This window comes from Litoreibacter roseus (assembly GCF_009811795.1).
In the GTDB taxonomy this organism is placed as follows: Bacteria; Pseudomonadota; Alphaproteobacteria; order Rhodobacterales; family Rhodobacteraceae; genus Litoreibacter; species Litoreibacter roseus.
On record NZ_BLJE01000002.1, the window covers coordinates 728174 to 752809 of the forward strand.

Below are 24636 nucleotides of genomic sequence, written 5' to 3' on the forward strand. Positions count from 1 at the left end.
ATACTATGATGCGGATGTTGAGATTTCTGGTCCTATACGCGGCGGTTGGCCTCGGTGCAAACACCGCAAGCGCGGATACGGGCGCGCTGATCGCATTGGCGGACGGCGATCTTGCCAAGCTGCAGTTTCATGCTGAGCCGCGAGCCGTGACTCAAGTGACCTTCAAGGACAGCGTGGGCGGTCCGGTGTCACTCAGCGATTACGAAGGCAACTATGTTCTTCTGAATTTCTGGGCACTTTGGTGTGCGCCCTGCCGGGAAGAAATGCCGGCGCTCAACGCCTTGGACAAAAAGTTCGAAGGACAGAATTTTGAAGTCGTGACAGTGGCCACTGGCAGAAACGCACGCCCCGCTGTGGACGTCTATTTTGAAAAAGAGAATTTCACCAATTTACCGAAGCTCTTCGATCCCAAGATGGCCCTTGCCAGAGATTTTGGTGCAACCGCCCTGCCGGTCAGTGTTTTAATCGGTCCCGATGGTCGCGAGATTGCCCGTGCCTCTGGTGCTGTGGATTGGGCAAGCCCGGCTGCCATCAAATTATTTCAGACGTGGATGGCTGACTGAATTTAGTCAAGGGCGCGGATTTTCTGCAGTAGCGGAAGCAGTGCAGCCATGTCGGGTCCATGCCTTTGGCCGGTCAGTGCCTTGCGCAGCGGCATGAAAAGCGCGCGACCTTTGCGGCCGGTCTTCTCTTTGACGGCCGCGGTCCAGTCTGACCAAGTGCTGTCACTGAAGGGACGCGACGGGAGCATTGTTAAGGCCTCGGCGACGAACGCTTTGTCATCCTCGTCTATTTCAGGTTCTGCTCCATGCAGACACAGCGCCCACCAGTCAGTGAGATCCTTACGAGTCGTGATGTTGTCACGCGTAACCGTCCAAAACGGCTCCTTCAGATCGTCCGGGACGCCGAGTTTTTCGAGATCCGCGTCGAGCTCGCTGACAGGCAATGTTTGCAACAGCCGCCCGGTCAGTGGGAACAAATCCTCAACGTCGAACTTCGTCGGTGCAGATCCGAAGCGCGAGATGTCAAAACCTTCCACCAATTCATCAATGCTGCCTCGCAACTCGACCGGATCGGACGAGCCGAGACGCGCCATGTGGCTCAGAAGCGCCATCGGCTCAACACCCTGCACCCGCAGGTCGCGCAAGGACAGCGTCCCAAGCCGCTTCGACAGCGCCTCACCTTGAGGGCCGGTTAAAAGCGAGTGATGTGCAAAATTGGGGGGCGTGCCACCCAGGGCCTGGATCATCTGGATCTGCGTTGCCGTATTCGTCACGTGGTCAGATCCGCGAACGACATCGGTGATCCCCATTTCCATGTCATCGACCACGGATGCCAATGTATAGAGCACCTGTCCATCGCCACGGATCAGCACAGGATCGGAAACACTTGCGGCATCAATTGAGATGTCACCAAGAATGCCGTCGGTCCATTCAATCCGCTCGTGATCCAGTTTGAACCGCCAATGGCCGGATCGCTCTGCGCGCAGGGCGGCTCTTTCGTCCTCACTCAAGGCCAGGGCCGCGCGGTCGTAAACCGGCGGCTTGCCCATGTTCAGTTGTTTCTTCCGCTTCAGGTCCAGCTCGGTCGGCGTCTCAAACGCCTCGTAGAACCGCCCGGCCGCTCTGAGTGCGTCCGCGGCCGCCGCGTAGCGCTCCAGACGCTCGGATTGCGTTTCCACCCGATCCCAGTGCAGGCCCAACCACTCCAGATCTTCCTTGATCGCATCTGCGTATTCGGCCTTTGAGCGCTCTGGATCTGTATCATCCAGTCGCAAAATGAACGTGCCGCCTGCCTTGCGCGCGATCAGGTAGTTGAGCACCGCCGGACGCAGGTTTCCTATGTGGAGGTATCCGGTCGGCGAAGGGGCAAAGCGGGTCACGGTCATGGCGGCATCCTTTTGGTCGTGCGGACCAACCACACTCCCCCGGTTTTGTCCATAACCGAGGTGTCTCACAAGCTTTTGATTGGCGCAGGCCGACGTCGCGCTAACCTTCAGTCAAGACCAACAAGAAAATCGGAGAGGACCCATGTCAGATTTTACCAGAGTTTCCCGCCGCGCCGCCTTGGCGATGGGGGCAAGCCTTCCAATGGCCGCAACGCTGGGCAGTCCCGCCCGCGCCGCAGCCGAAATGAAGGGCGCAGATATGGCCCAGCACCGCCGGATCAAGCTTGGCGATTTCGAAGTCACAACGCTTCTTGCCGGAACCGCCGCCCGTGAAGAGCCTCAGACGATCTTTGGAATGAACGTGGGCGCCGACGAGTTTGCTCAGATCTCTGAAGAGAATTTCCTTCCTACCGACAAGGTGCAGTTCTTTTTCACGCCAACACTGGTGAACACCGGAAGCGAGCTTGTTCTCTTTGATACCGGATTGAACCCCGAAGGCATCACCGCCGCGATCGAAGCCGCAGGGTACACAGCCGATCAGATCGACAAGGTGATCATTACCCACATGCATGGCGATCATATCGGCGGTTTGATGGGCGATGCGGGCGAAACCTTCTCGAATGCCAGCTACATCACAGGTGCGGTCGAGCACAATCACTGGGCCAGCGCCGACAACGACGGGTTCAAAGCCAAGGTGGCGCCGCTGGCCGAGAAAATGACGATGATCGACGATGGCGCATCACCGGCATCCGGAATCACCGCGATGGCTGCGTTCGGACACACGCCGGGACACATGACATATATGCTTGAAAGCAACGGCGCGCAGATGGTGCTGATCGCGGATTTGGCAAACCATCCCGTCTGGTCGCTGGCACGTCCCGATTGGGAGGTTCGGTTCGACATGGACAAATCGGCGGCCGCACAATCCCGCAAGGACGTTCTGGGCATGCTCGCGGCAGACCGTGTCCCCATGATCGGGTATCACATGCCGTTCCCGGCGATGGGCTACGTGGCTGCGCGCGATCAGGGGTTTGAGTACATTCCGATGAGCTACCAGATGATGCTCTGAATTTCGCTAAAATTTTCAGTAGAACGGGGTCCGGATGGGCCCCGTTTTTTTTGTTTTGAAATCGTACGTTAACAACAGTCCGGCGATATGGAGAAGTGCGAAAAAAAGAGATCGGAAAAGACTATGGTCATGCTATCTTCCAGTGAACGTTTCGCGACGCTTGAAACCTTCGCAGAACAAATCGGCCAGCCGGTCTTCATTGTGGATGTGGAAGGTGAAAAGCAATTTCGCTTTCGCTATCTCAATTCCGCTCATGAAAGTGCAACGGGCATCATCCCGGATGACTTCATCGGAAAAATGCCCCACGACGTTGTGCCGGAACGCGTCGCCGACACGCTTGTTGTGAAGTATGAAACCTGTCGGGCCAGGAAGAAACCGTACTCCTACGAGGAAGAGCTCGAGCTCGCCGGGAAATCTCGGGTGTGGCAGACAACGCTGTCGCCTGTTCTCGATGCCTTCGACGATGTAAAGACACTGATCGGCGTTGCCATTGACATCACTCGGACCAAGCAGGGTGAATTTGCCGCTCAGGACCAACTGACACAGATGATGCGTACCAATGAAGAACTCCAGCTTTTGGCATCCTCCACAGCGCAGGACGTTCGCGGATCCCTGCAAAGCATCTTGGGCATGATCACGTTTCTACAGGACGGATTTCTGGACCTCGGGGACCAAAAATTCGATCAGTTGAACCTGTGTCATGCGATGGTGACAAATACGATTGGCCGCATGGACCGGATTTCAAACACCGCAGCCAGCTTGCAGCTTGATACGAATGCCAAAGCGGATGTGGATTTTTCCCATGTTGGTCTGGACATTGCCGCGAATGCAGATCCGGACAAACGTTTTACGGTACACGTTGCCGACAGTCATATCCATACAGATCGGGTTGCTGTCCAAATGGTGCTGAGAACACTTTTCGAGAACGCGACCAAGTATGCGAAGAGCAAGATAACAATGCGGGTCTCAGACGAGGGTGCAGAGCCAGGGCGACTGAACTTCTACGTCTCTGACGATGGCTCAGGTTTGGCCGATGATCTCAGATGTGACGGTACACCAATTGTGCCCACCGCGGCCGGCGGGATGTACGACCTGGGTATGTCCACAGCAGCTCAGCTGATCACTGCGCGCGGCGGGGATATGGTGCGGTGTAGCCCCGACTTTGAAGGTGGTGCCACAATCGGGTTCTCTCTGCCGGGTCAAATGGTATCCAAAGATGCCAAAGCGGTTACTGGATAGCTTTTGGCGTGTGGCCGGGGCTCAGGACGCTGATGCGTCCATAATCATCGACCACGCGGCAGAGACATGGGCGGGATTAAACGAGTGACCACCTTCGAAGAGGCAAAAGTTCAGGATCTTTCCAGCCTCATTTGCGCTCATCTCGCAGGCCATATTGTCGGTTTTCTCTGCGCTGGCTTCTCCGAACCCGCCAAAGCTGCGGTACATGTTCAAGGTCTCCAAAACGTCACCTTGATGAGTTTCAGCGACGGGCCGACCTGCTAAGGGGACGGTCCGGTCCGCATCCCCATGGATGTGCACGACATTTGCTGCAGGCGCGTCGCAGCTTTGCGGGATGGGGGCCCAGAAAGTGCCGGCAATTGGCGCGAAACCGGCATAGTCATCACCGCGTTCACAGGCCAAAGTCCAGACCATCATGCCGCCCGCTGAAAAACCCGTAACCATTATCTGATCCGGATCGATCGCAAATCTGGCCGCCGCATCTGCTTTCATCTGATCGAAATACTTCACTTCTTCCGCGCCCGACGCGCTGCTCAGCGCTGGTGAGTTTGGCAGCGACCAGCCGTCCCCTTTTGAGTCGACAGCGATAAGGGCAACGCCCAAATCAGAGGCCATACGCCGGAAACTGCGATTTCGCATCACGCCCTGTGCTGTGCCACGATAGCCGTGGGCAAAGACAATCGCGCCGACTTCGCTCACCCCATCATGGCCATCAGGCATTGCAATCCGGTACATGCGGTCGCCGATCTGACAATCCGTTTCGGCCCCGCAGGCCGACGCCATACCAGCAGCCATCGGCAGGTACATCGCGGCCAAACCCAAAAGAACCCGTCTCAACATACTTACTCTCCGAACTGCGTGCCGGATCGATATGGTCTCAGCGCGTCTAAGGTCTCAACTCAAAACACCGTGTGCGGCAGGATGGGTCTAACTTGGATCTCGCCACTGGTTCACGATCGGATAGCGACGATCGAGCCAAAAGGCGCGATCCGTCAGACGTGGTCCGGGCGCAGACTGAAACCTCTTATATTCGGAGATATAAATCAGGTGCTCTATCTTTTTGACCGTTTCGCGGTCGTGACCGGCGGCGACCACGTCCGCAACGGATAGATCTTCGTCTACCAGCTTCTCCAGGATATCATCGAGAACCTCATAGGGCGGAAGGCTGTCTTCGTCCTTCTGATCCGGCCTCAGCTCTGCGGAAGGCGGCTTGTTGATGATCTGCTCCGGAATCACGACGCCCTTCGGCCCCAGCATCCAGTCGCGATGGTTCGCATTGCGCCACCTGCACGTTTCAAACACGCGCATCTTGTAGAGGTCCTTGATCGGATTGTAGCCGCCGGACATGTCGCCGTAGATCGTGGCATAGCCGACGGCCACTTCGGACTTGTTGCCGGTCGTCAGCAGCATTTCACCAAATTTGTTGCTCAGCGCCATAAGGAAAAGGCCACGCAGACGTGATTGAATGTTTTCCTCTGCGATCCCCTCGTCGGTGTCGGCAAAGAGACCGGCTAACGTGCGCGTGATCGCATCCCGCGCCTCACTGATCGGGATCGTGTCTAGATGTGTGCCAAGCCGCTTCGCAACGTCTGCCGCATCTGTCAGAGACGCCTCAGACGTATAGGCCGACGGCAGCATGACGCAGCGCACGTTTTTTGCGCCAATCGCGTCGGCTGCAATTGTGGCGACGATGGCGCTGTCGATCCCGCCAGATAAACCAAGAAGCACTTTCTTGAACCCGGATTTGCGCAAGTAATCCCGTAGGCCTTCGACCATGACCCGGTAGTCCTGCTCCCACGCGTCGGGATGAGGGTCTTTCGCACCGTCCAGTGCGACCCAGCCGTCATCACGGCGCTCAAAATCGATATGGGCGATGGTCTCTTCAAAGACCGGTAACTGTACTGCAAGCTTTCCGCCGGGGTTCAGAACGAAGGATCCGCCGTCAAAAATCTGGTCATCTTGCCCACCGATCATGTTCAGGTAGACAACCGGCAATCCGGTTTCGATGACCCGCGCCACCATGTGACCCATGCGGATGTCTTGCTTGCCCCGCGCATAGGGGGAGCCGTTGGGGACAAGCAAAAGCTCCGCCCCGGTTTCGGCGAGAGTTTCGGAGACATCCGGATGCCAGGCATCTTCGCAGATGGGCGATCCCAACCGGATCGGATCAATTGCATAGGGACCCTGATCCGGGCCGGGCGTATACAGACGTTTTTCGTCAAAGACGCCATCATTTGGTAAAATGTTCTTGAGGATCCGTGTCTTTACGCGGCCCTCTTGCAGGATGGAATAGCAGTTATAGAGTGTCCCGTCCTCAGTCAAAAGCGGGTGTCCGATCGATAGGGCCGGACCATCGGTGGCGGTTTCGGCCAAGGCATCGACGGCGGCCATCGCATCACGGGTGAAGGCGGGTTTCAACACCAGATCCTGCGCCTGATAACCCGTTATAAACATCTCTGGAAGCGCGCAAAGCTGGGCGCCCGCCGACTTTGCTTCGTCCCACGCCGAGAGCGCTTTTTTGGCGTTCCCATCCAGATCACCGAGTGTCGGATTGAGCTGCGCAATCGTCAATCTGAACGCATTTGCCATAGCGCTTCCCCGTGCTCGAACCTGCAATTGAAACGGTTTTCTAACAGAACGTCGCCCGGGGAAAAGACCGTTAACGGGACTGTTGCCAGCCCATCATGCCTGAATTAGTGTTTATTTCGTAAAAGCAAAAGCCGGGAAAACACTATGCGTCATTTTGTGAATGCCACCCGCGTGGCTTTCGTCTGCACGACTGCGATTTGGGCGTGGCCTGCCGTCGCGCAGGAGACCGGCACAAAGCAGTATGATGACGGCGGAGTGTACACAGGGGAATTCGTTGAGGGCCAGCGGGACGGCCAAGGTACATACACACTTCCAAATGGCTATGAATACACCGGCACTTGGGTCGATGGCGAAATCAGCGGTCAGGGAAAGGCCCGGTTTCCGAACGGATCTATTTATGAAGGACAATTTGCGGCTGGCAAACCAGATGGCACTGGCAAGATCATTTTTGCAGACGGCGGGACTTATGAAGGGGACTGGGCCGACGGAAAAATGACCGGCCAAGGCGTCGCGACTTATGCCAACGGCATCCGCTACGAAGGAAGTTTCACGGACGCGCGCCATGACGGGGAAGGCACGCTCATTGGGCCCAGCGGCTATCGCTACGAAGGCCAATGGGATGCAGGTGTGAAAGCGGGAACCGGCAAGATCACCTTCCCTGACGGCGCGGTCTACGAAGGTGAACTGGCCAATGATAAGCGCAACGGACAAGGCACGCTGATTGTGCCAGACGGCCTGAGCTATACCGGCACATGGGAAGACGGCAAGATGACCGGCAACGGTGAGCTCACCTATGCCAACGGGGATGTTTATGTTGGTGCTTTGGTTGACGGTGTGCGCGAGGGGATGGGTAAGATTACCTACGCCAATGGCGACGTGTATGAAGGCGAGTTCAAGGAAGGCAAGCGGCACGGCCAAGGGGTTTTCGCGGGTGCGGAGGGTTTCAATTACGATGGTCAATGGACCGATGGCCGCATCGAGGGCGAAGGTACTCTCAGCTATCCCGATGGATCGGTTTATGTCGGCCAGGTCCGCAATGATCTTGCGGACGGCACAGGCAAGATCACCTATGCCGACGGGTCTACCTATGAAGGCGACTGGGTCGAGGGCGTGATCGAAGGGGAAGGTGTCGCAAGCTATTCCAACGGACTGGTCTATGAGGGCTCTTTCAAGGACGGGCAAAACCACGGAACCGGGACGATGACCTATCCAGATGGATTCACCTACACAGGCGATTGGGTGAACGGAAAACGTCAAGGCAACGGGACTGCCACCTACGGAAATGGTACCGTCTTCGAAGGCCAATTTGTAGATGGTCAACGCGAAGGGTTCGGCAAGATCACCCTGGAAGACGGCTTTGTCTACGAGGGCAATTGGGAAGGCGGACAGATCAACGGGCAGGGCAAAGCGACATATGCATCAGGCGATGTGTATGAGGGTCAGTTCCTGAACGGAAAACGCTCGGGCCAAGGTACTTTGACCTACGCAACGGGCGAGGTTGAAACCGGCGTTTGGGAAGATGGTCGGCTGACGGACTCCAGCGGCGGCAATTGAGCTAGACCAATGCGCCTTGCGCCATTCGGTTGAGGAAGGTGTCCGCCTCCGAGAGCACGGTCTCGCGCCGGTCTTCTTTCATGCGATCCCATGTGCCGTACATCTGTGCCATACGTGGATTTTTCTCGAACCGGTCTCTGTGGCGCACCATAAAATGCCAGTAGAGCAGGTTGAAAGGGCAGGCATCGTCCCCCGTTTTAGCGCTGACTTTATAGGCGCAGGATTTGCAGTAATCCGACATCTTGTTGATATAGCTGCCCGACGAGATGTAGGGCTTTGAGCCGACAATGCCCCCGTCTGCAAATTGGCTCATCCCGATGACATTCGGCGCCTCGACCCACTCATACGCATCCGCGTAGACGGCCAGATACCATTCATGCACCTCATGGGGATGGATGCCGGCCAGAAGCGCGAAGTTCCCGGTAACCATCAAACGTTGGATATGGTGAGCGTAGGCCTCGTCCCGCGTTTGAGCGACGGATTTGGACAGGCAGTTCATCTTGGTTTCGTCGCCCCAATAGAGGCCAGGCAAGCTGCGGTTGTGATCCAGCGCGTTGCGATCCGTATAGTCCGGTCCTTCCAGAAAATAGATGCCGCGCATATATTCTCGCCAGCCGATGATCTGGCGAATGAATCCCTCTACCGCATTCAACGGCGCGTGGCCGTCTTTGTAAGCCGCTTCGACCTGCTGACACACCTCAAGTGGATCAAGCAGGCCAGCGTTGATGTAGAATGAAATGATCGAATGGTAGAGGAAGCGATTGTCGTTGAGCATCGCATCCTGATAGTCGCCGAAATTCGGGAGCGCCTTGTTGATCCAGTGGGTCAATTGGCGCTTGGCCTGCCCTGTATCGGTCGCGAACCAAAACGGTCTGAGGGTTCCGAAATGGTTGTCGAAACGGCGTTCAACCAGATCCAGCACCTCTTCCACGGTCTCGTCGGGGGTAAACTGCATCGGGCCGGAATAGTCGATGCTGTCTGGCGCCGCCTTGCGGTTTTCGTGGTCATAGTTCCACTTACCACCCTCGGGCTGGTCGCCGTCCATCAAGAGGCCGGTCTTGCGACGCATATCCCGATAGAACCACTCCATCCGCAGTTCCTTGCGTCCCTCTGCCCATGTCTCAAACGTTTCGTGGGATGCGATGAACCTGTCATCAGCGAACTGGTGGACCGGGATCGGCATGTCTTCGAGAATTGAGATCAGACGCCATTCGCCGGGTTCCGTAGCGAGAACCTCGGTTGCGCCATGAGCGTCGGCCTGTCGCAACAGTTCACCGTTGATCGAACCGGAATTATACCCTGAATCGAGCGTAGTGTATGCGACGGTCCAACCGTCATCCTGTAACTTAGCGGCGAACTTGCGCATCGCTGCGAAGATGAAGGCGATCTTCTTCGGGTGATGTTTGACATAGGATGCCTCGTCCCAAACCTCGGCCATCACGACGATATCGTTGTCCTTGTCCGCTTCACGCAATGCGGACAGTCCGGGGCTGAGTTGATCCCCAAGAACGAGAACAAGGCGGCTCACCAGACGATCTCCTTGCCGGCGTAGTCGAAAAAGCCGCCGGTCTGATCTGAGGTCAGGTTTTCAGTGACCTGCAACAGATTTTCCGCCGCAGTCGCCGCCGGGACCGTCTTGTGGCGCTCCGCGTACTTCTCCGTGAAGGGTGTCTCGACCGTACCCGGATGCAGGCAAACGCAGATCGACTGCTTGTGGCTGCGCCTGATTTCGACAGCAGCCCCGTGGATCAACTGGTTCAGCGCCGCCTTGGCGGTTCTATAGGAGTACCAGCCCCCGATTTGGTTATCGCCGATGCTGCCGACGCGTGCCGACAGCGCCGCAAATACACATCGTTTGTCCTTTGGCATTAGAGGCAAGGCATGTTTCAGAACAAGAGCGGGTCCCATTGCGTTCGTTTTAAATTGCCCGAGCAGAGCGTCGGGCGCCAAAGATTTGATCGTTTTCTCTGGTTTGTGCCCGTCGATTTCCAAAGCGCCGGTTGCGACGAGAATAAGATCGAACGGTCCGTCCAAAGATGTAAGTGCGGCTTTGATGCTGTGCTCGTCCGTCACATCCAGCCCGTCCGCGGATCGCGATAGGGTTGTGACCTTGTCGCCGCGCGCGCGGGAGGCTTCAGCAAGCGCGGATCCAATCCCGCCGGACGCGCCAATGATCAAAGTCTGTGTCATCGGAAGGGACCTAATCGGCAAACGTGATCCGTCAAATTCCGGCTTCCCTTTTTCTGGCGGTGGCGTATCATCGGAACATGACTGCGATCCTGCATATCTCTCGTCGGATTACCGACGCACGCGCGCTTCTTCTCCTTAGCAGCCTCTGAGCGTGCCATCCGGCGCGACCGCTCAGAGGGAATAGCGCCGAGACACACAGGATAAGGAGACGACCGATGGAAGCGGTCAATTTGCAGCAAAAGCTGTCACTTTTTGAAACCCATTGGGATCCAAAAATAGTGGCGCGGTACAATGACAACGACATCATGGTGGTGAAGTTTCAGGGGGAATTCCCGTTCCACAAGCACGATGACAGTGACGATTTCTTTCTTGTCATCGAGGGCACGGTTACGATGGATTACGAAGATGGCTCACCGGTCTCAATGGGTCCCGGCGAGCTCTGCGTCGTGCCAGCTGGCGTGGTTCACAGGCCAAGGGCAGAGACCGAAGCGAAGGTGCTCTTGATTGAGCCCGCCGGTCTGCCAAACACCGGCGATCCAGCGACCGCCGCCCCCAAACCCAAGATTTAAGGACAGTATGATGGGACATTCTGATCAAGACCGTGTCGTCATTTTCGACACGACATTGCGCGACGGCGAACAATCCCCGGGCGCAACCATGAGCCATGCCGAGAAATTGGAGATTGCGGGTCTTCTGGACGAGATGGGCGTCGATATCATCGAGGCCGGTTTCCCCATCGCATCCGACGGCGATTTCGAAGCCGTGAGAGCAATCGCAGCGCAGGCGCAAACCGCGGTAATTTGTGGCCTCGCCCGTGCGAACCTCAACGATATCGACCGGTGCTGGGAGGCCGTCAAAAATGCCCGCCGCCCGCGCATCCATACCTTTATCGGGACCTCGCCGCTGCACCGGGCCATTCCGAACCTCAATCAGGACGAAATGGCGGACCGGATTCACGAGACGGTCACCCATGCCCGCAACCTGTGCGAAAACGTGCAGTGGTCCCCGATGGACGCCACCCGGACCGAAGATGATTATCTTTGCCGCGTGGTCGAGATCGCCATCAAGGCCGGTGCGACGACCATCAACATTCCAGATACTGTCGGATACACGGCGCCGCGCGAAAGTGCGGACCTGATCCGGATGCTGCTCGAAAAAGTGCCAGGCGCTGATGAGATCATCTTCGCCACGCACTGCCACAACGACTTGGGCATGGCGACGGCGAACTCCTTGGCCGCGGTCGAGGCGGGCGCGCGCCAGATCGAATGTACGATTAATGGCTTGGGGGAACGGGCCGGTAACACCGCGCTGGAAGAAGTCGTGATGGCCCTGAAGGTTCGCAACGACATCATGCCCTACCAAACCGGCATCGACACGACGAAGATCATGAACATCTCCCGCCGGGTTGCGACTGTTTCGGGTTTTCCCGTGCAATTCAACAAGGCCATCGTCGGCAAGAACGCGTTTGCCCATGAAAGCGGCATCCATCAAGACGGGATGCTGAAGAACGCAGAGACGTTCGAGATCATGCGTCCCGAGGACGTGGGTCTTACGGAAACCAATCTGGTGATGGGCAAACATTCAGGCCGTGCAGCGCTACGCTCCAAGCTGAACGATCTTGGATTTGAGTTGGGGGATAACCAACTCAAGGACGTCTTCGTACGGTTCAAGGCCTTGGCAGATCAGAAAAAAGAGGTCTATGACGAGGATCTGATCGCACTGATGCAAGATGGTACCGATGCGGAATCCGATCGGCTGCAACTCAAAGCTCTGAAGGTGACGTGCGGTATGGGGCTGCCCAAGGTGGCCGAGATGACGATGACCATCGACGGCAGCGAGCATCAGGTGGAAGCGTCAGGTGACGGTCCGGTTGATGCGGCGTTCAATGCGGTCAAAGCTCTTTTCGAGCACAAGGCCCGCCTGCAACTCTATCAGGTGAACGCTGTGACAGAGGGAACCGATGCCCAAGCGACAGTCACGGTTCGGCTGGAAGAGGACGGGAAAATCGCGACCGGGCAGTCCGCAGATGTTGATACTGTGGTGGCATCTACCCGGGCTTACATTAACGCGCTCAACCGGCTTCTGATCCGACGTCAGAAATCCGGTGCAGATCGCCCGGAAGTCTCTTATAAAGACGTGAGTTAACCCCGGCAAAGTCGTGCTGATTTCAAATTGCCTGTCCCTTTCGTATGTCGAGACGCTCTCTTATAAAGACATATTTAGGGGCAGGCGGCGTGAGTCGCACTGACCCGTTCGGGCAGGAGCGGGAAATAAAAAACATATGGCAGGCATTTTTTCGGGTTTGTTTTCGTCGGATATGGCGATCGACCTCGGTACGGCGAATACATTGGTTTATGTCAAAGGACGGGGCATCATCCTGAACGAACCATCGGTCGTCGCGTATCATTCCAAGCAAGGGCGCAAGGAAGTTCTGGCAGTTGGCGAAGACGCCAAGCTTATGCTGGGGCGCACGCCCGGCAGCATTGAGGCCATACGCCCGATGCGAGAAGGCGTGATCGCGGATTTCGATACAGCGGAAGAGATGATCAAGCACTTCATCCGCAAGGTGCATCGCCGCTCTACCTTCACGAAGCCCAAGATCATTGTATGTGTGCCGCACGGTGCCACACCCGTTGAGAAGCGTGCGATCCGGCAGTCGGTCTTGGGTGCAGGCGCGCGCAAGGCGGGTCTGATCGCCGAACCCATTGCAGCCGCCATTGGCGCAGGGATGCCTATTACTGACCCGACCGGTTCGATGGTTGTCGATATCGGCGGCGGGACGACCGAGGTTGCGGTGCTGTCCTTGGGCGACATCGTATATGCGCGCTCTGTGCGCGTCGGCGGCGACCGAATGGACGAAGCGCTGATCAGCTATCTGCGGCGCCACCAGAATATTCTTGTGGGTGAAAGCACGGCGGAGCGTGTCAAAACCTCTATCGGGACAGCGCGGATGCCCGACGACGGACGTGGGTCCTCCATGCAGATCCGTGGGCGCGATTTGTTGAACGGTGTTCCCAAGGAGACGGAGATCAACCAAGCGCAGGTTGCGGAGGCGTTGGCCGAGCCCGTTCAGGCAATTTGCGAAGCCGTCATGACGGCTTTGGAAGCCACACCACCGGACCTTGCGGCCGACATCGTGGACCGCGGTGTGATGCTGACAGGCGGCGGCGCGCTGCTGGGCGAGCTTGATCTGGCACTGCGGGAACAGACCGGTTTGGCAATTTCCGTTGCGGATGAAAGTCTGAATTGTGTTGCTTTGGGTACCGGCAAAGCGCTTGAATACGAAAAACAACTGCGCCACGTCATCGACTACGACAGCTAGGACGTGGCCTGACCTGCGATAGCGGGATTTGAGCAGATGGCATTGGACCGACGCGGACAAGAAGATTACGCGCGCCCCATCCGGCGTATTCTTGTGGGTGGGCTGCTTGTCGCGATGATCGCCATGTTTGCCTTGTGGCGCATTGATAACCCCCGGATGGAGCGGTTCCGCGCCGCGATGGTCGATAGGATCGTGCCGTCTTTTGAATGGGCGCTTGCACCCGTCACGCGCGCGGCACGCATGGTCGAGGACTTTCAGTCCTACAGCCGGATCTATGAACAAAACCAGGAACTTCGCCGCGAGCTTCAACAATTGAAGTCATGGCGCGAGGCGGCACTTCAATTAGAACAGGAAAACGCCCGTCTGCTTGACTTGAACAAGGTGCGTTTAAACGCGGAACTGACTTATGTGACCGGTGTAGTCCTGACCGACAACGGGTCCCCCTTTCGCAGATCGCTGTTGCTGAACGTCGGCAAGCGTGACGGTATTCGCGACGGTTGGGCCACCATGGATGGGCTGGGCCTTGTGGGCCGAATATCTGGCGTGGGTGAAGACACCTCTCGCGTTATATTACTGACCGATACTAACAGCCGGATTCCTGTGACAATTCAGCCGTCAGGTCAGAGAGCCTTGATGGTGGGCGACAACACCTTGGCGCCACCGCTCGATATCGTTGAAAACATTGAGGATGTTCGCCCCGGCGATCGGGTGGTGACCTCTGGCGATGGTAAAGTTTTCCCGGCCGATATTCTCGTGGGTCAGATTGCCCAGGGTCCAGACGGACGGTTCCGCGTTCGATTGTCTGCCGATTATGGTCGTCTGGAATTCTTGCGCGTACTCAGAAACCCGGCGAGCCCGGAGATCACATCGACCGGGTCACTTGTTGCAACAGATGAGGTGCCGGTCAGCACTCAGGTCCCTGCGGGCGGTGTGTCGGGGGAGCCGGACGATGGTTGACCCGATCACGATCCGCCGCGCCGGATTTCGAGCGGTCTTCGTCTTCGCCTGCTTTGTGGTGACGTTCTTCAAGCTCCTGCCTCTTGGAACTGAGCCGACGCGCATCCCTGCACCGGATTTGCTTTATGTCGTAACGGCCGCCGTTGTTCTGCGCCGGCCGGCTTATGCGCCGGCGCCCTTGATCGTTCTCGTTCTGCTGATCACGGACATCATGTTTCTCCGACCTATCGGACTTTGGCCTGCAATCGCGCTGGTGGGGTTCGAGTTCATCCGGCGCAAAGCCTACGGGCAGACCGAATTGCAATTGCCGTTTGAACTGACGCTCGTGCCCGTGGTCTTCGGCGTAATGATCTTGGCCAATGCGCTGGTCTATGCGATTTTGGGCATACCGCATCCATCCGCTGCGACAACATTTCTGCATGTTGTCTTTACCGCGATGGTTTATCCCTTCGCCATCCTGCTGGTGGAATACGTTTTGCGCATACGACGACCGCGACCGGGTGATTTGGAAGCAGAGGGTGACACCCTATGAGACGGCCACCGAAAGACACCGAAGAAAGCGTAAAGCTGATCACCCGGCGCAGCCTTGTGCTGGGCACCGGCATGACCGCGTTCGCTGGGGTTTTGGGCCTGCGGATGCGTCACCTTCAAGTGGATCAGGCAGATCAGTTCCGGCTTTTGGCCGAAGAAAACCGGATCAATATCAGGCTTCTGCCCCCCGCACGCGGTGAGATTTTCGACCGCAATGGCTTGCTGATCGCGGGCAACGAGCAGAACTACCGCGTCGTTATGGTCCGCGATGAGGTGGATGATCCTGACAAGGTTCTGGAAGATCTGAGCAACCTGATACCGCTGTCCCCCGATGATATCGCGCGGGTGAAGCAAGAGCTTGCAAAGCGGTCCCGGCTTGTGCCCGTGACGATTGCGGATCGCCTCACTTGGGAAGATTTGAGCCAAGTTGCCGTGAATGCCCCTGCGCTGCCCGGGATCACGCCGGAGTTCGGCCTGAGCCGCGCGTATCCACGGCTTGACGATTATGCCCATGTGATCGGCTATGTCGGGCCGGTCAGTGACTACGACCTCAGCAAGATCGACGATAAAGATCCGTTGCTGCAAATTCCGAAGTTCCAGATCGGTAAGACCGGTGCCGAGGCCAAGCTGGAACGCGATCTGCGCGGTAAGGCAGGCACGAAGCGGGTTGAAGTGAACGCCTATGGCCGCGTGATGCGGGAACTGGGCCGCGACGAAAGCACCAAAGGCTCTGACGTTCAACTGACCGTCGATACGCGATTGCAGAATTTCGTTCAGGCGCGCTTGGCTGGTGAAAGTGCCGCTGTTGTCGTGATCGACGTCAACAACGGGGATTTGCTCTCGATCGGATCGGCGCCTGCCTTTGATCCAAACCTCTTCGTGCGCGGCATCTCGGTCGCAGACTACAACGGCCTGACCCAGAACAAATACCGCCCTCTGGCCAACAAAGCCGTGCAAGGGGCCTATCCACCGGGATCGACTTACAAGATGGTCACGGCCCTCGCGGCTCTGGAAATGGGTGTCGTCGGTCCGGAAGAGACCGTGTGGTGCGGCGGTCATACGGAGGTCGCGGGGCGGCGGTTCCACTGCTGGAAACGCGGCGGGCACGGTCACATGAACCTCCGGGAATCGATCAAGTACTCCTGCGACCTCTACTATTACGAGTTGGCGCAGCGTGTTGGTGTCGAGAAGATGAGCGAAATGGCCCGAAAGCTCGGGCTGGGCGAACGCCATGACATACCCATGTCAGCCGTCTCGAAGGGACTGATCCCGACGAAGGCATGGAAGCGCGCCAACCGGGGGGAAGATTGGGTTATTGGTGACAGCCTGAACGCCGCCATCGGCCAAGGCTTTGTTTTGGCGACCCCACTGCAACTGGCCGTCATGACCGCCCGCATCGCAACCGGCAGATCCGTCAAACCGCGTCTTATCAATGCAATCGCCGGGGAAGAATTTCCGTCAAGCGCGGGCGAACCCTTGGGCATCTCGACCAGCGCGCTCAATCAGGCACGGGGCGGAATGATCGCCGTCAGCAACGAACGCCGTGGTACGGCCTACAGCACCCGGATTGCAGAAGACGCGTTCCGCATGGCAGGCAAGACCGGAACCTCGCAGGTGCGCAACATCACCAAGGCCGAACGGGCGCGCGGCGTCTTCCGGAATGCCGATTTGCCGTGGGAGCGGCGGGACCATGCGCTCTTTGTGGGCTACGCGCCCTTCGATAAGCCGAAATACGCGGTGTCGGTCGTGGTGGAGCATGGCGGTGGCGGTTCGACGGCAGCGGCGCCGATCGCACGAGATGTCATTCTGGCAGCGCAATATGGTGGAGTTCCTCCGCTGGCAGCTTATCCGGAATCGCAACATGGTCGGATCAGCACAGCACTTGAGGAACTCAACCTGCGTGATCCCGCGGATACTCCACCCAAAGGAACCCGCGCGTGAGCTATCTCGCCCATTCGGTCAAATCGGTGCCGACCGGGTTTTCTCGGGTGCTGCACCTGAACTGGCCGATCATTCTGCTGCTCAGCGCAATCGCCAGCGTTGGCTTTTTGATGCTCTACTCCGTCGCGGGTGGGTCCATGACACCTTGGGCGGAGCCGCAGATGAAGCGGTTTGCCCTAGGCCTTTTCGTGATGTTCTCGGTGGCGATGATCCCGGTCTGGTTCCTGCGCAATATCGCGGGTCTGGCCTATTTGATCAGCGTCGGGTTATTGGTCGCGGTCGAGTTTGTCGGTGCAACAGGTATGGGCGCCCAACGCTGGATCGATCTGGGCTTCATGCGACTTCAGCCGTCCGAGTTGATGAAAATCACGCTCATCATGTTTTTGGCTGCCTACTACGATTGGTTGCCTGTCAAAAAGGTATCGCATCCTTTCTGGGTCATCCTGCCCCTCATCCTCATCGTGATTCCGGTCTATCTGGTGTTGCGACAGCCTGATCTGGGGACTGCCTTACTACTTGTGTTCGGTGGCGGTGGTCTCATGTTCATTGCGGGGGTCAGTTGGCTTTACTTCGCCACCGTGATCGGTGCGGGCGTTGGTCTGGTCACAGCCGTTTTCCAGTCGCGCGGAACCGACTGGCAGTTGCTCAAGGACTATCAGTACAGGCGCATCGATACGTTTCTCGATCCGGCAAGCGATCCGCTGGGCGCGGGATATCATATCACGCAATCAAAGATCGCGCTGGGTTCGGGCGGCTGGACCGGTCGCGGCTATATGCAAGGCACCCAATCCCGGCTGAATTTCCTGCCCGAGAAGCACACGGATTTTATCTTCACCACGCTGGCCGAAGAATTCGGTTTCGTCGGTGGGCTGTCCCTGCTGGGTCTTTACGTTCTTGTTCTCATTTTCTGCATAGCGTCCGCCCTCAGCAACAAGGATCGGTTCGCCTCGCTGATGACCATGGGCATCGCACTCACCTTCTTTCTGTTCTTTGCTGTGAATATGTCGATGGTGATGGGGCTGGCCCCCGTTGTCGGCGTGCCACTGCCGCTGGTCAGCTACGGTGGATCGGCCATGCTGGTCTTGCTTTTGGCGTTTGGCCTTGTTCAAAGCGCCCATGTCCACCGCCCAAGATAAACCGCTCAATATTCTGTTCGCCGCAAAGCAGGAGCGATGGGCGCAATACGAACAGCCGCTCAAGACGGCGTTTGACGCATTCGGTCTGATAGCTCATCTCGCAACTGACATAGCACCGGAAGAGGTAGACTACATTGTCTACGCACCAAACAGCCCGGTGCAGGATTTCTCAGTCTTTCCCGAACTCAAGGCAGTTTTGAACTTGTGGGCCGGGGTTGAGGATGTAGTGGGCAACAGAACGTTGACTGCGCCCCTGTGTCGGATGGTGGACCCCAGCCTGACCGATGGCATGGTGGAGTGGGTCACCGGCCACGTGCTGCGCCATCACTTGGGTATGGACTCACACATTCTGGGACAGGACGGCGTCTGGCGCGCGGGCATCGTGCCGCCGCTGGCGCAAGACCGTAAAGTGGTTGTTCTTGGGCTCGGGGAACTGGGCCTTGCCTGCGCAAGATCATTGGCTGCGCTGAAGTTCGATGTCCACGGATGGAGCCGGTCGAAAAAAGAAATTCAGGGCGTCACCCATCATACCGAAGTGGACAACGCATTGGCCGTGGCCGAAATAATTGTGCTTTTGCTGCCGTTGACGCCGGAGACGACCAACCTGCTGGACGCACGACGTCTGGGCGTGCTGCCGGAGGGCGCGGTGATCATCAACCCAGGCCGCGGCCCACTGATCGACGATGACGCGCTTTTAGCAGCGCTTGCCACCGGGCATGTCGCCCACGCCACGCTCGATGTGTTTCGGCAAGAGCCGCTGCCAAAGGGTCATCCCTTCTGGGCGCATCCGAATGTGACCGTAACGCCCCATATTGCGTCCGAAACCCGCGCTGTGTCGGCCAGTAGGGTTATTGCCGAAAACATCAGGCGCAGCGAAAATGGTCTGCCGCTTCTGCATGTCGTGGATCGAACTGCTGGCTATTAGCCTAGCGCAGGCGGGGTGGCGTATCAGGATTGCCACCCGGGGTCGGACGCACGATTGGATCTTCGACCACAGGAAGATCGAACCGTAATCCAACCCGCGCCAGTTTTGCCGCGATAGGATCAGACGCATCAAAGAACGCCACGTCCAGTGCACCCGCCTCAATCCCGCTGAAGATCAGCGCTTCATTTACGGCGCGCGCCAAAGCCTGCTCACTGCCCGGAACCGGATCGACGAATGCCAGCATGTGAGTTTCGGCACCACCCACGTATCTGACCCCACAAAGATAGGCGAATTTCGCAAGACCACCGGCCAAGGCGAGTTTTGCGTCCAGCCCGCTGATCAAAACTTCAGGGAGGCCGGTCGGAGCAACGATCTCTTCCGGCGTCGCCTCGACCTCGGCTGGTGCGTGTCCCAGCGTTTGGGCAAGCCATTTGATCCCGTCAGGGGGCATCAGGAAAGAGGACGGTGCAATGTCGACATTCAGGCCCAGCCCAAGGTCTGCCGCCGATAGCATATCGAACAAGGCACGGCCGGACAGGGTGGCGTGGGCGGCCTCACCCTCAGAAAACGCAACAAGACGTTCTTCCCGGTCAAAAGCCAGCGCAAACCGATCTCGCTCGATCTCAAAGAGAGAGGGCGCGATGCTGTCGCCGTCTGCGTCCTGATCCAGCAGAAGAAAGACTTCGCTTTCCGCGATGCGTTCGTAGAACCGAAGGCGCAGTGCGTCATTCTCGGGCGCGGCCGTCATTGCGGCATGGGCCTGATCCAGCGGTGTGGTCATGAGTCCGAAAGAACCTCTTTAAGCGTCGTTTTCAGGTCCGGCAGCAGATCCGTTTCGAACCACGGGTTTCGTTTCAACCATGCGGTATTGCGCCAGGAGGGATGCGGCAAGGGATAAACGGCAGGCGCGTGTTCGCGCCAGTTTGAGACTGTCGAGGTCACCCCGACCTTTCCACCCGCGCCAAGATGCCATTTCTGGGCATACCCGCCGATCAGAAGCGTCAGTCTGATCGTGCCAAGCTTTCCAAGGATCTGCTCGCGCCACGTCGCTGCACACACACGCGGCGGAGGAAGATCCGATCCTTTCGCATCATACCCCGGAAAGCAGAACCCCATGGGGACAATGGCAATTTTCGACTGATCGTAGAACGTTTCGTGTCCGATCCCCAGCCAGTCGCGCAGCCTGTCACCAGACGGATCGATAAACGGTCTTGTGCCCTTATGGGCGCGCATTCCAGGCGCCTGACTCGCAATCAGAACCCGTGCGCCCTGATTGAACCAGACAACCGGGTTCGGCCGATGACGCGTGTGCGTCGCCGCAAAACGATCCGCACAAATCGTACACCCACTCAGTTCTTTTTTTAGCGATGCCAAGGACATGAGTGATATCTAGGCGCCACCCGGCACGGGAAAAGCATGGACGCGCTAAGAATGTTGCTGTGTCCGTCCGAATGTTCTATCTGCAGCGAAACAAAAACAGCGGAGTGGGCCATGTATCGCGTTTGGAATTTTGTCACGAACTATTCCCTTCTGCTGATATTCGGTGCGCTGATCGCGCTGGTCTGGGCCAATACGAACCCCGACAGCTATCACCACTTCGTTGATTTCGTGATCGTCGACCATTTCTTCATTGGCCACGCACATTACGATGAAACAGGTGCGCTCGAGTACCGGACGTTGACGCTACATTATCTGGTCAACGACGTTCTGATGGCGTTCTTCTTTGCCATTGCCGCAAAAGAGGTGTGGGAAGCAATCATCCTGAAAAACGGCTCACTACGCGGGAAAAAGGCCGCAACGCCTTTGTTTGCAACTGCTGGTGGCATGTTTGGGCCAATTGCCGTGTATCTTGGACTTGCCAGCATTATGGGATCCGAGACCTACAACGCTGTCGCCAATGGCTGGGCCATTCCAACCGCCACGGACATCGCGTTTTCCTACCTTGTAGGTCGGCTCGTGTTTGGCGCCGGGCACCCGGCGGTGCGGTTCCTGCTGCTTTTGGCCATCGCCGATGATGCGGCTGGTCTGATCATTCTCGCGATTTTCTATCCTTCGGGCGATCTTGCGCCCGTGTGGCTGTTGTTGTCGTTGTTCGCCGCTGTTGGTGTGTTCGTTCTGTTCAACTGGCTTCCCCGCAAGATGGACGTCGGAAATCAAGCGCGCCCGAGATCGACATGGGTGCGCACTAAACTGGGGTTTTTGCCTTATCTGGTCGCGGCGTGCCTCAGCTGGTACGGTTTTCAGGAAAGCGGCCTGCACCCGGCACTTGGACTTTTGCCGATTGTCCCGACAATCCCGCATGCCGACCGTGCCTTCGGTATCTTCAGCGAGGCGGAGCAATACCTGACCGACCTCCTCAACCAGATCGAACATGCGTTGAAGCACCCGGTCGAGATCATCCTCTTCTTCTTTGGCCTGTTGAACGCAGGTGTTGAGATGTCTTCTATCGGCGACGCCACATGGCTGGTTTTGGCCGGGCTTATCATCGGGAAGCCTATCGGTATTCTTTTCTTTGGCTGGCTTGCCGCGCGTCCGTTGGGGCTTGGCATCCCGCAAGGCATGCGGATCGTCGATCTGGTGGTCATCGGCTTTGTGGCGGCGATCGGGTTTACGGTATCGCTCTTTGTGGCATCGGTTGCGTTCGATCCGGGGCTGGTACAAGACGCCGCCAAGATGGGCGCGCTTTTCTCATTTGCCGCGGCAATCCTGTCAATTATCGCCGGCAAGGTGTTTCGCGTTCAGAAACAGGAGGCCTGACAAAGGCCTTCTGAGCACCTGATTGTCTCTTTAACCTGCGGGTTTCTGCCTCTCTGCGCCGAATTCATGCCATATTTACCCTAATCGCGTTGCTATACTGGTGATCAACTGGACATAATGCAGCCGCATTGGGGCATTAGTTAACAATACCGTTCCGACGAGCAGTTTGCGGGACGCTGAGGTGGGCAACGGGACCGATGATTGAGTTTCGGGATGTAAGTAAGTCGTTTTGGACAGGGACGCAGCGCAAGGTCATCCTTGATCGCGCTTCTTTCCGTGTGGACCTCGGACATTCTATTGGCATCCTCGCGCCGAACGGCACCGGCAAAACCACGATCATCAATATGATGGCGGGGCTCGAAAAACCTGATGAGGGCGAGATCGTGCGGACAAGCCGCATTTCATTCCCGCTGGGGTTCATGGGTGGTGTCGTTCCCAAACATACTGCGACCGAGAACTGCCGCTATATCGCGCGACTTTATTCGCTGGACCCCGACTATATCGAGGCGTTCTGCCGCTATCTCTGCGGTCTGGAAGAATACTTCGATATGCCGATCGGCACATATTCAGCGGGGATGCGCGCGCGGTTTACATTCTCGTTGCTGCTGGCGCTGGATTTCGACATCTATCTGATCGACGAAGGTATGCCCGGCACGACGGACGTGGAGTTTAACCGCAAAGCAGGCTCTATCCTGCGGGACCGGCTTGAGACCGCAACAGTGGTCGTCGTGTCCCACCAACCCGAAACACTTGAAAAATTCTGTCAATCCGCAGCTGTCCTGCACAAGGGCAAGCTGGAGATGTTTGACACGCTGGAAGAGGCGAAAAGGCTCTATGACTACGAAACCCAAAGCTAAGAAGTTTCGCATTGGCCGAATGGTGGCTGACGGTCAGTCAGATAAACCGACCGAGGCTAAAGAGGCGCAGGGGAAGCCCGCACCCAATGCGGACGATATGCTGTTCGGCGGACCCACCGATGATGGCTTCGGATCGCAGACCTTTCCGACACGCAAAAAGGGCGTGGCGAAATCTCAACCGGCGGAAACCGCAGCCGATGCCAAGGATGCCGCGGCCGCGATGGAGGCCATCCGCCGCGAAGGGCTCACCGGGCGGCAATTGCGCATGGCGCGCAGGGTTGCTCAGAAGCAGGGGCTAAACCCCACATCGGATTTCGATGCCGTGCGTCTGCTGCGAGAGCAGGGAATTGATCCGTTCAAGCGGTCGAATATGCTGGAGCTTGTCGTGACTGACGGGACGAAAGCGGACGAGAAAGCGGCAGCGGCCCCGAAGACGCAAAGCGCGCCCCAGCCGCCCAAAGGCGGGGTTCAACTGCCATCGAAAGTGAACACAGAGCCGCCTTTGCCCCCGTCTACCCATGTCGTTCAGGACGATGGTCGCGCACGCGATATCATGAATATCCAGCGCGACATCGCGCGCCGCCGCCGCCGCCGCTCTATCATGCTGGCCGTGCGCTTGATGGCTTTTGTAATGCTGCCCACGATTATTGCAGGATACTACTACTACGCTATCGCCACGCCGATGTACGCGACGAAATCGGAATTCATCATTCAACAGTCAGAGGCATCAGGCGGAAGCGGGTTCGGCGGTCTTCTGTCGGGTACCGGGCTCGCGACGTCGCAGGATTCGATCACTGTACAAGGCTATCTTCAGTCCCGCGACGCGATGCTGCGATTGGACGAGGATGCCGGCTTCCGGGAGCATTTCAGCCAGGACGGTCTCGATCCTCTGACGCAATTGGCGCCTGATGCATCGAACGAAGATCTGTATAAAGCCTATGCCAAGCGGGTCAGGATTGGGTTTGATCCCACTGAAGGTGTCATCAAGATGGAAGTCGCGGCCGCGGACCCTGAGACAAGCGCCGAATTCTCCAAAAAGCTCATCGCCTATGCGGAAGAGCGCGTGGATCAACTGACCGCCCGCCTGCGCGAAGATCAGATGCAAGGGGCAGAAGAAAGCCGACAGGACGCAAATGCGAAGATGATCGCGGCCCAGCAACGTATCGTTGAAATCCAAGAGCGCCTTGGCGTCATGAACCCCGAAAGCGAAGTTGAAGCCGTCTTTACACAGATTGCACAGCTTGAGTCTGAGTTGCTGAACGAACGTCTCGCCTTGCGGACATTCCTCGACAACCGGCGGCCCAATCAAGCTCGGGTCAGCGCGGCTGAGAACAAGATCGGTGAGTTGGAACGACTGATCGCGGAAAAGCGGTCCGAGCTGACGCAAAGCAGTGCAAATACCGGTTCTCTCGCCCGCGTATCTGGCGAACTTCTCGTCGCGCAAGCTGATCTTGAAACCCGCCAATCCCTTCTGGCGCAGGCAGAGGCTCAGTTCGAAGCCGCGCGCCTCGAAGCCACACGTCAGGTGCGATACCTGTCGGTGGGCGTGACGCCCGTTGCACCGGACGAGCCGACCTATCCGCGTGCGTTCGAGAACACGGCTTTGGCCTTCTTGATTTTCAGTGCGATCTACCTGATGGTCTCGCTCACAGCGTCCATTCTTCGCGAACAGGTATAGCCC

At 57.5% G+C, this 24636-nt stretch carries 22 protein-coding genes; 15 read left to right on the top strand and 7 right to left on the bottom strand.

Annotated features, from left to right (window positions below; genetic code table 11):
- The first annotated feature begins 5 nt into the window (after positions 1-5).
- The gene (locus KIN_RS10550) at positions 6-563 is read left to right on the top strand and encodes a TlpA disulfide reductase family protein (RefSeq protein ID WP_174239114.1); all 558 of its coding nucleotides are present in this window, start codon (positions 6-8) and stop codon (positions 561-563) included.
- Positions 564-565: 2 nt separating this feature from the next.
- Here the strand turns inward: KIN_RS10550 and gltX are convergent, their stop codons facing one another.
- A complete protein-coding gene (gene gltX, locus KIN_RS10555; RefSeq protein ID WP_159806681.1) occupies positions 566-1888 on the bottom strand; it encodes a glutamate--tRNA ligase in 1323 nt (440 codons plus the stop codon).
- A 142-nt stretch (positions 1889-2030) separates the two neighbouring features.
- Between gltX and KIN_RS10560 the strand changes: the two genes are divergently transcribed.
- Both KIN_RS10560 and KIN_RS10565 read left to right on the top strand, forming a co-directional pair.
- The gene (locus KIN_RS10560; protein WP_159806683.1) at positions 2031-2957 is read left to right on the top strand and encodes an MBL fold metallo-hydrolase; all 927 of its coding nucleotides are present in this window, start codon (positions 2031-2033) and stop codon (positions 2955-2957) included.
- Positions 2958-3086: 129 nt separating this feature from the next.
- The gene (locus tag KIN_RS10565; RefSeq protein WP_159806685.1) at positions 3087-4196 is read left to right on the top strand and encodes a PAS domain-containing sensor histidine kinase; all 1110 of its coding nucleotides are present in this window, start codon (positions 3087-3089) and stop codon (positions 4194-4196) included.
- 21 nt (positions 4197-4217) lie between these two features.
- Here the strand turns inward: KIN_RS10565 and KIN_RS10570 are convergent, their stop codons facing one another.
- Together KIN_RS10570 and KIN_RS10575 are read right to left on the bottom strand one after the other, a co-directional pair.
- Complete coding sequence (locus KIN_RS10570; protein WP_174239115.1) at positions 4218-5036, bottom strand: CE1 family esterase; 819 nt, start codon at positions 5034-5036, stop codon at positions 4218-4220.
- An 87-nt stretch (positions 5037-5123) separates the two neighbouring features.
- Positions 5124-6785: an NAD+ synthase gene (locus tag KIN_RS10575; protein WP_159806686.1), complete on the bottom strand. Its 1662-nt coding sequence runs from the start codon at positions 6783-6785 to the stop codon at positions 5124-5126.
- A 144-nt stretch (positions 6786-6929) separates the two neighbouring features.
- On the opposite strand from KIN_RS10575, the gene KIN_RS10580 reads away from it, so the two are divergent.
- Positions 6930-8339, top strand: a complete 1410-nt coding sequence (locus tag KIN_RS10580) for a 2-isopropylmalate synthase (RefSeq protein ID WP_159806688.1) — start codon at positions 6930-6932, stop codon at positions 8337-8339.
- 1 nt (position 8340) lies between these two features.
- On the opposite strand, the gene KIN_RS10585 is transcribed toward KIN_RS10580, so the two are convergent.
- A complete protein-coding gene (locus KIN_RS10585) occupies positions 8341-9867 on the bottom strand; it encodes a cryptochrome/photolyase family protein (RefSeq protein WP_159806690.1) in 1527 nt (508 codons plus the stop codon).
- Positions 9864-10529 carry an SDR family NAD(P)-dependent oxidoreductase gene (locus KIN_RS10590; protein WP_159806692.1) on the bottom strand — a complete coding sequence of 222 codons (666 nt, stop codon included), beginning with the start codon at positions 10527-10529 and terminating at the stop codon, positions 9864-9866. Before KIN_RS10590 ends, KIN_RS10585 begins: the two co-directional genes overlap by 4 nt.
- 215 nt (positions 10530-10744) lie before the next feature.
- Here KIN_RS10590 and KIN_RS10595 point away from each other — a divergent pair, with 215 nt between their 5' ends.
- From KIN_RS10595 to KIN_RS10630, 8 genes are all read left to right on the top strand, one after another.
- On the top strand, positions 10745-11098 hold the full coding sequence (locus KIN_RS10595; RefSeq protein ID WP_159806694.1) for a cupin domain-containing protein: 354 nt from the start codon (positions 10745-10747) through the stop codon (positions 11096-11098).
- 7 nt (positions 11099-11105) lie between these two features.
- Positions 11106-12674 (top strand): 2-isopropylmalate synthase, encoded by a 1569-nt coding sequence (locus KIN_RS10600; RefSeq protein WP_159806696.1) that lies wholly within the window; start codon positions 11106-11108, stop codon positions 12672-12674.
- Between the two features lie 136 nt (positions 12675-12810).
- Entirely contained in the window at positions 12811-13851 is a 1041-nt protein-coding gene (locus KIN_RS10605; protein WP_159806698.1) for a rod shape-determining protein, read from the top strand.
- Between the two features lie 36 nt (positions 13852-13887).
- Positions 13888-14808 (top strand): rod shape-determining protein MreC, encoded by a 921-nt coding sequence (mreC, locus tag KIN_RS10610; RefSeq protein WP_159806700.1) that lies wholly within the window; start codon positions 13888-13890, stop codon positions 14806-14808.
- Positions 14801-15340, top strand: coding sequence for a hypothetical protein (locus KIN_RS10615; protein WP_159806702.1), 540 nt, complete (start codon positions 14801-14803; stop codon positions 15338-15340). Before mreC ends, KIN_RS10615 begins: the two co-directional genes overlap by 8 nt.
- Positions 15337-17280 (top strand): penicillin-binding protein 2, encoded by a 1944-nt coding sequence (mrdA, locus tag KIN_RS10620; RefSeq protein WP_159806704.1) that lies wholly within the window; start codon positions 15337-15339, stop codon positions 17278-17280. The genes KIN_RS10615 and mrdA overlap by 4 nt, the downstream gene beginning before the upstream one ends.
- The gene (rodA, locus tag KIN_RS10625) at positions 17277-18416 is read left to right on the top strand and encodes a rod shape-determining protein RodA (protein ID WP_159806706.1); all 1140 of its coding nucleotides are present in this window, start codon (positions 17277-17279) and stop codon (positions 18414-18416) included. Before mrdA ends, rodA begins: the two co-directional genes overlap by 4 nt.
- Positions 18397-19341, top strand: coding sequence for a 2-hydroxyacid dehydrogenase (locus KIN_RS10630; protein WP_159806708.1), 945 nt, complete (start codon positions 18397-18399; stop codon positions 19339-19341). Before rodA ends, KIN_RS10630 begins: the two co-directional genes overlap by 20 nt.
- A 1-nt stretch (position 19342) precedes the next feature.
- Here the strand turns inward: KIN_RS10630 and KIN_RS10635 are convergent, their stop codons facing one another.
- Both KIN_RS10635 and KIN_RS10640 read right to left on the bottom strand, forming a co-directional pair.
- Complete coding sequence (locus KIN_RS10635) at positions 19343-20122, bottom strand: SseB family protein (protein ID WP_159806710.1); 780 nt, start codon at positions 20120-20122, stop codon at positions 19343-19345.
- Positions 20119-20721 (bottom strand): uracil-DNA glycosylase family protein, encoded by a 603-nt coding sequence (locus tag KIN_RS10640; RefSeq protein WP_159806712.1) that lies wholly within the window; start codon positions 20719-20721, stop codon positions 20119-20121. The genes KIN_RS10635 and KIN_RS10640 overlap by 4 nt, the downstream gene beginning before the upstream one ends.
- A gap of 111 nt (positions 20722-20832) precedes the next feature.
- Between KIN_RS10640 and KIN_RS10645 the strand changes: the two genes are divergently transcribed.
- The 3 genes from KIN_RS10645 to KIN_RS10655 all read left to right on the top strand — a co-directional run bounded on the left by KIN_RS10645 (position 20833) and on the right by KIN_RS10655 (position 24633).
- Positions 20833-22098, top strand: coding sequence for a Na+/H+ antiporter NhaA (locus tag KIN_RS10645; RefSeq protein WP_159806714.1), 1266 nt, complete (start codon positions 20833-20835; stop codon positions 22096-22098).
- 197 nt (positions 22099-22295) lie between these two features.
- The gene (locus KIN_RS10650; protein ID WP_159806716.1) at positions 22296-22955 is read left to right on the top strand and encodes an ABC transporter ATP-binding protein; all 660 of its coding nucleotides are present in this window, start codon (positions 22296-22298) and stop codon (positions 22953-22955) included.
- On the top strand, positions 22933-24633 hold the full coding sequence (locus KIN_RS10655; RefSeq protein ID WP_159806718.1) for a KpsE/RkpR family capsule polysaccharide export protein: 1701 nt from the start codon (positions 22933-22935) through the stop codon (positions 24631-24633). The genes KIN_RS10650 and KIN_RS10655 overlap by 23 nt, the downstream gene beginning before the upstream one ends.
- Positions 24634-24636: the final 3 nt, after the last annotated feature.

What these genes read in the sequence shown, in the direction of transcription:
- KIN_RS10550 (WP_174239114.1), top strand. Translation starts at nt 6, where the DNA reads ATGATGCGGATGTTGAGATTTCTGGTCCTATACGCGGCGGTTGGCCTC.
- gltX (WP_159806681.1), bottom strand. Translation starts at nt 1,888, where the DNA reads ATGACCGTGACCCGCTTTGCCCCTTCGCCGACCGGATACCTCCACATA.
- KIN_RS10560 (WP_159806683.1), top strand. Translation starts at nt 2,031, where the DNA reads ATGTCAGATTTTACCAGAGTTTCCCGCCGCGCCGCCTTGGCGATGGGG.
- KIN_RS10565 (WP_159806685.1), top strand. Translation starts at nt 3,087, where the DNA reads ATGCTATCTTCCAGTGAACGTTTCGCGACGCTTGAAACCTTCGCAGAA.
- KIN_RS10570 (WP_174239115.1), bottom strand. Translation starts at nt 5,036, where the DNA reads ATGTTGAGACGGGTTCTTTTGGGTTTGGCCGCGATGTACCTGCCGATG.
- KIN_RS10575 (WP_159806686.1), bottom strand. Translation starts at nt 6,785, where the DNA reads ATGGCAAATGCGTTCAGATTGACGATTGCGCAGCTCAATCCGACACTC.
- KIN_RS10580 (WP_159806688.1), top strand. Translation starts at nt 6,930, where the DNA reads ATGCGTCATTTTGTGAATGCCACCCGCGTGGCTTTCGTCTGCACGACT.
- KIN_RS10590 (WP_159806692.1), bottom strand. Translation starts at nt 10,529, where the DNA reads ATGACACAGACTTTGATCATTGGCGCGTCCGGCGGGATTGGATCCGCG.
- KIN_RS10595 (WP_159806694.1), top strand. Translation starts at nt 10,745, where the DNA reads ATGGAAGCGGTCAATTTGCAGCAAAAGCTGTCACTTTTTGAAACCCAT.
- KIN_RS10600 (WP_159806696.1), top strand. Translation starts at nt 11,106, where the DNA reads ATGATGGGACATTCTGATCAAGACCGTGTCGTCATTTTCGACACGACA.
- KIN_RS10605 (WP_159806698.1), top strand. Translation starts at nt 12,811, where the DNA reads ATGGCAGGCATTTTTTCGGGTTTGTTTTCGTCGGATATGGCGATCGAC.
- mreC (WP_159806700.1), top strand. Translation starts at nt 13,888, where the DNA reads ATGGCATTGGACCGACGCGGACAAGAAGATTACGCGCGCCCCATCCGG.
- KIN_RS10615 (WP_159806702.1), top strand. Translation starts at nt 14,801, where the DNA reads ATGGTTGACCCGATCACGATCCGCCGCGCCGGATTTCGAGCGGTCTTC.
- mrdA (WP_159806704.1), top strand. Translation starts at nt 15,337, where the DNA reads ATGAGACGGCCACCGAAAGACACCGAAGAAAGCGTAAAGCTGATCACC.
- KIN_RS10630 (WP_159806708.1), top strand. Translation starts at nt 18,397, where the DNA reads ATGTCCACCGCCCAAGATAAACCGCTCAATATTCTGTTCGCCGCAAAG.
- KIN_RS10635 (WP_159806710.1), bottom strand. Translation starts at nt 20,122, where the DNA reads ATGACCACACCGCTGGATCAGGCCCATGCCGCAATGACGGCCGCGCCC.
- KIN_RS10640 (WP_159806712.1), bottom strand. Translation starts at nt 20,721, where the DNA reads ATGTCCTTGGCATCGCTAAAAAAAGAACTGAGTGGGTGTACGATTTGT.
- KIN_RS10645 (WP_159806714.1), top strand. Translation starts at nt 20,833, where the DNA reads ATGTATCGCGTTTGGAATTTTGTCACGAACTATTCCCTTCTGCTGATA.
- KIN_RS10650 (WP_159806716.1), top strand. Translation starts at nt 22,296, where the DNA reads ATGATTGAGTTTCGGGATGTAAGTAAGTCGTTTTGGACAGGGACGCAG.
- KIN_RS10655 (WP_159806718.1), top strand. Translation starts at nt 22,933, where the DNA reads ATGACTACGAAACCCAAAGCTAAGAAGTTTCGCATTGGCCGAATGGTG.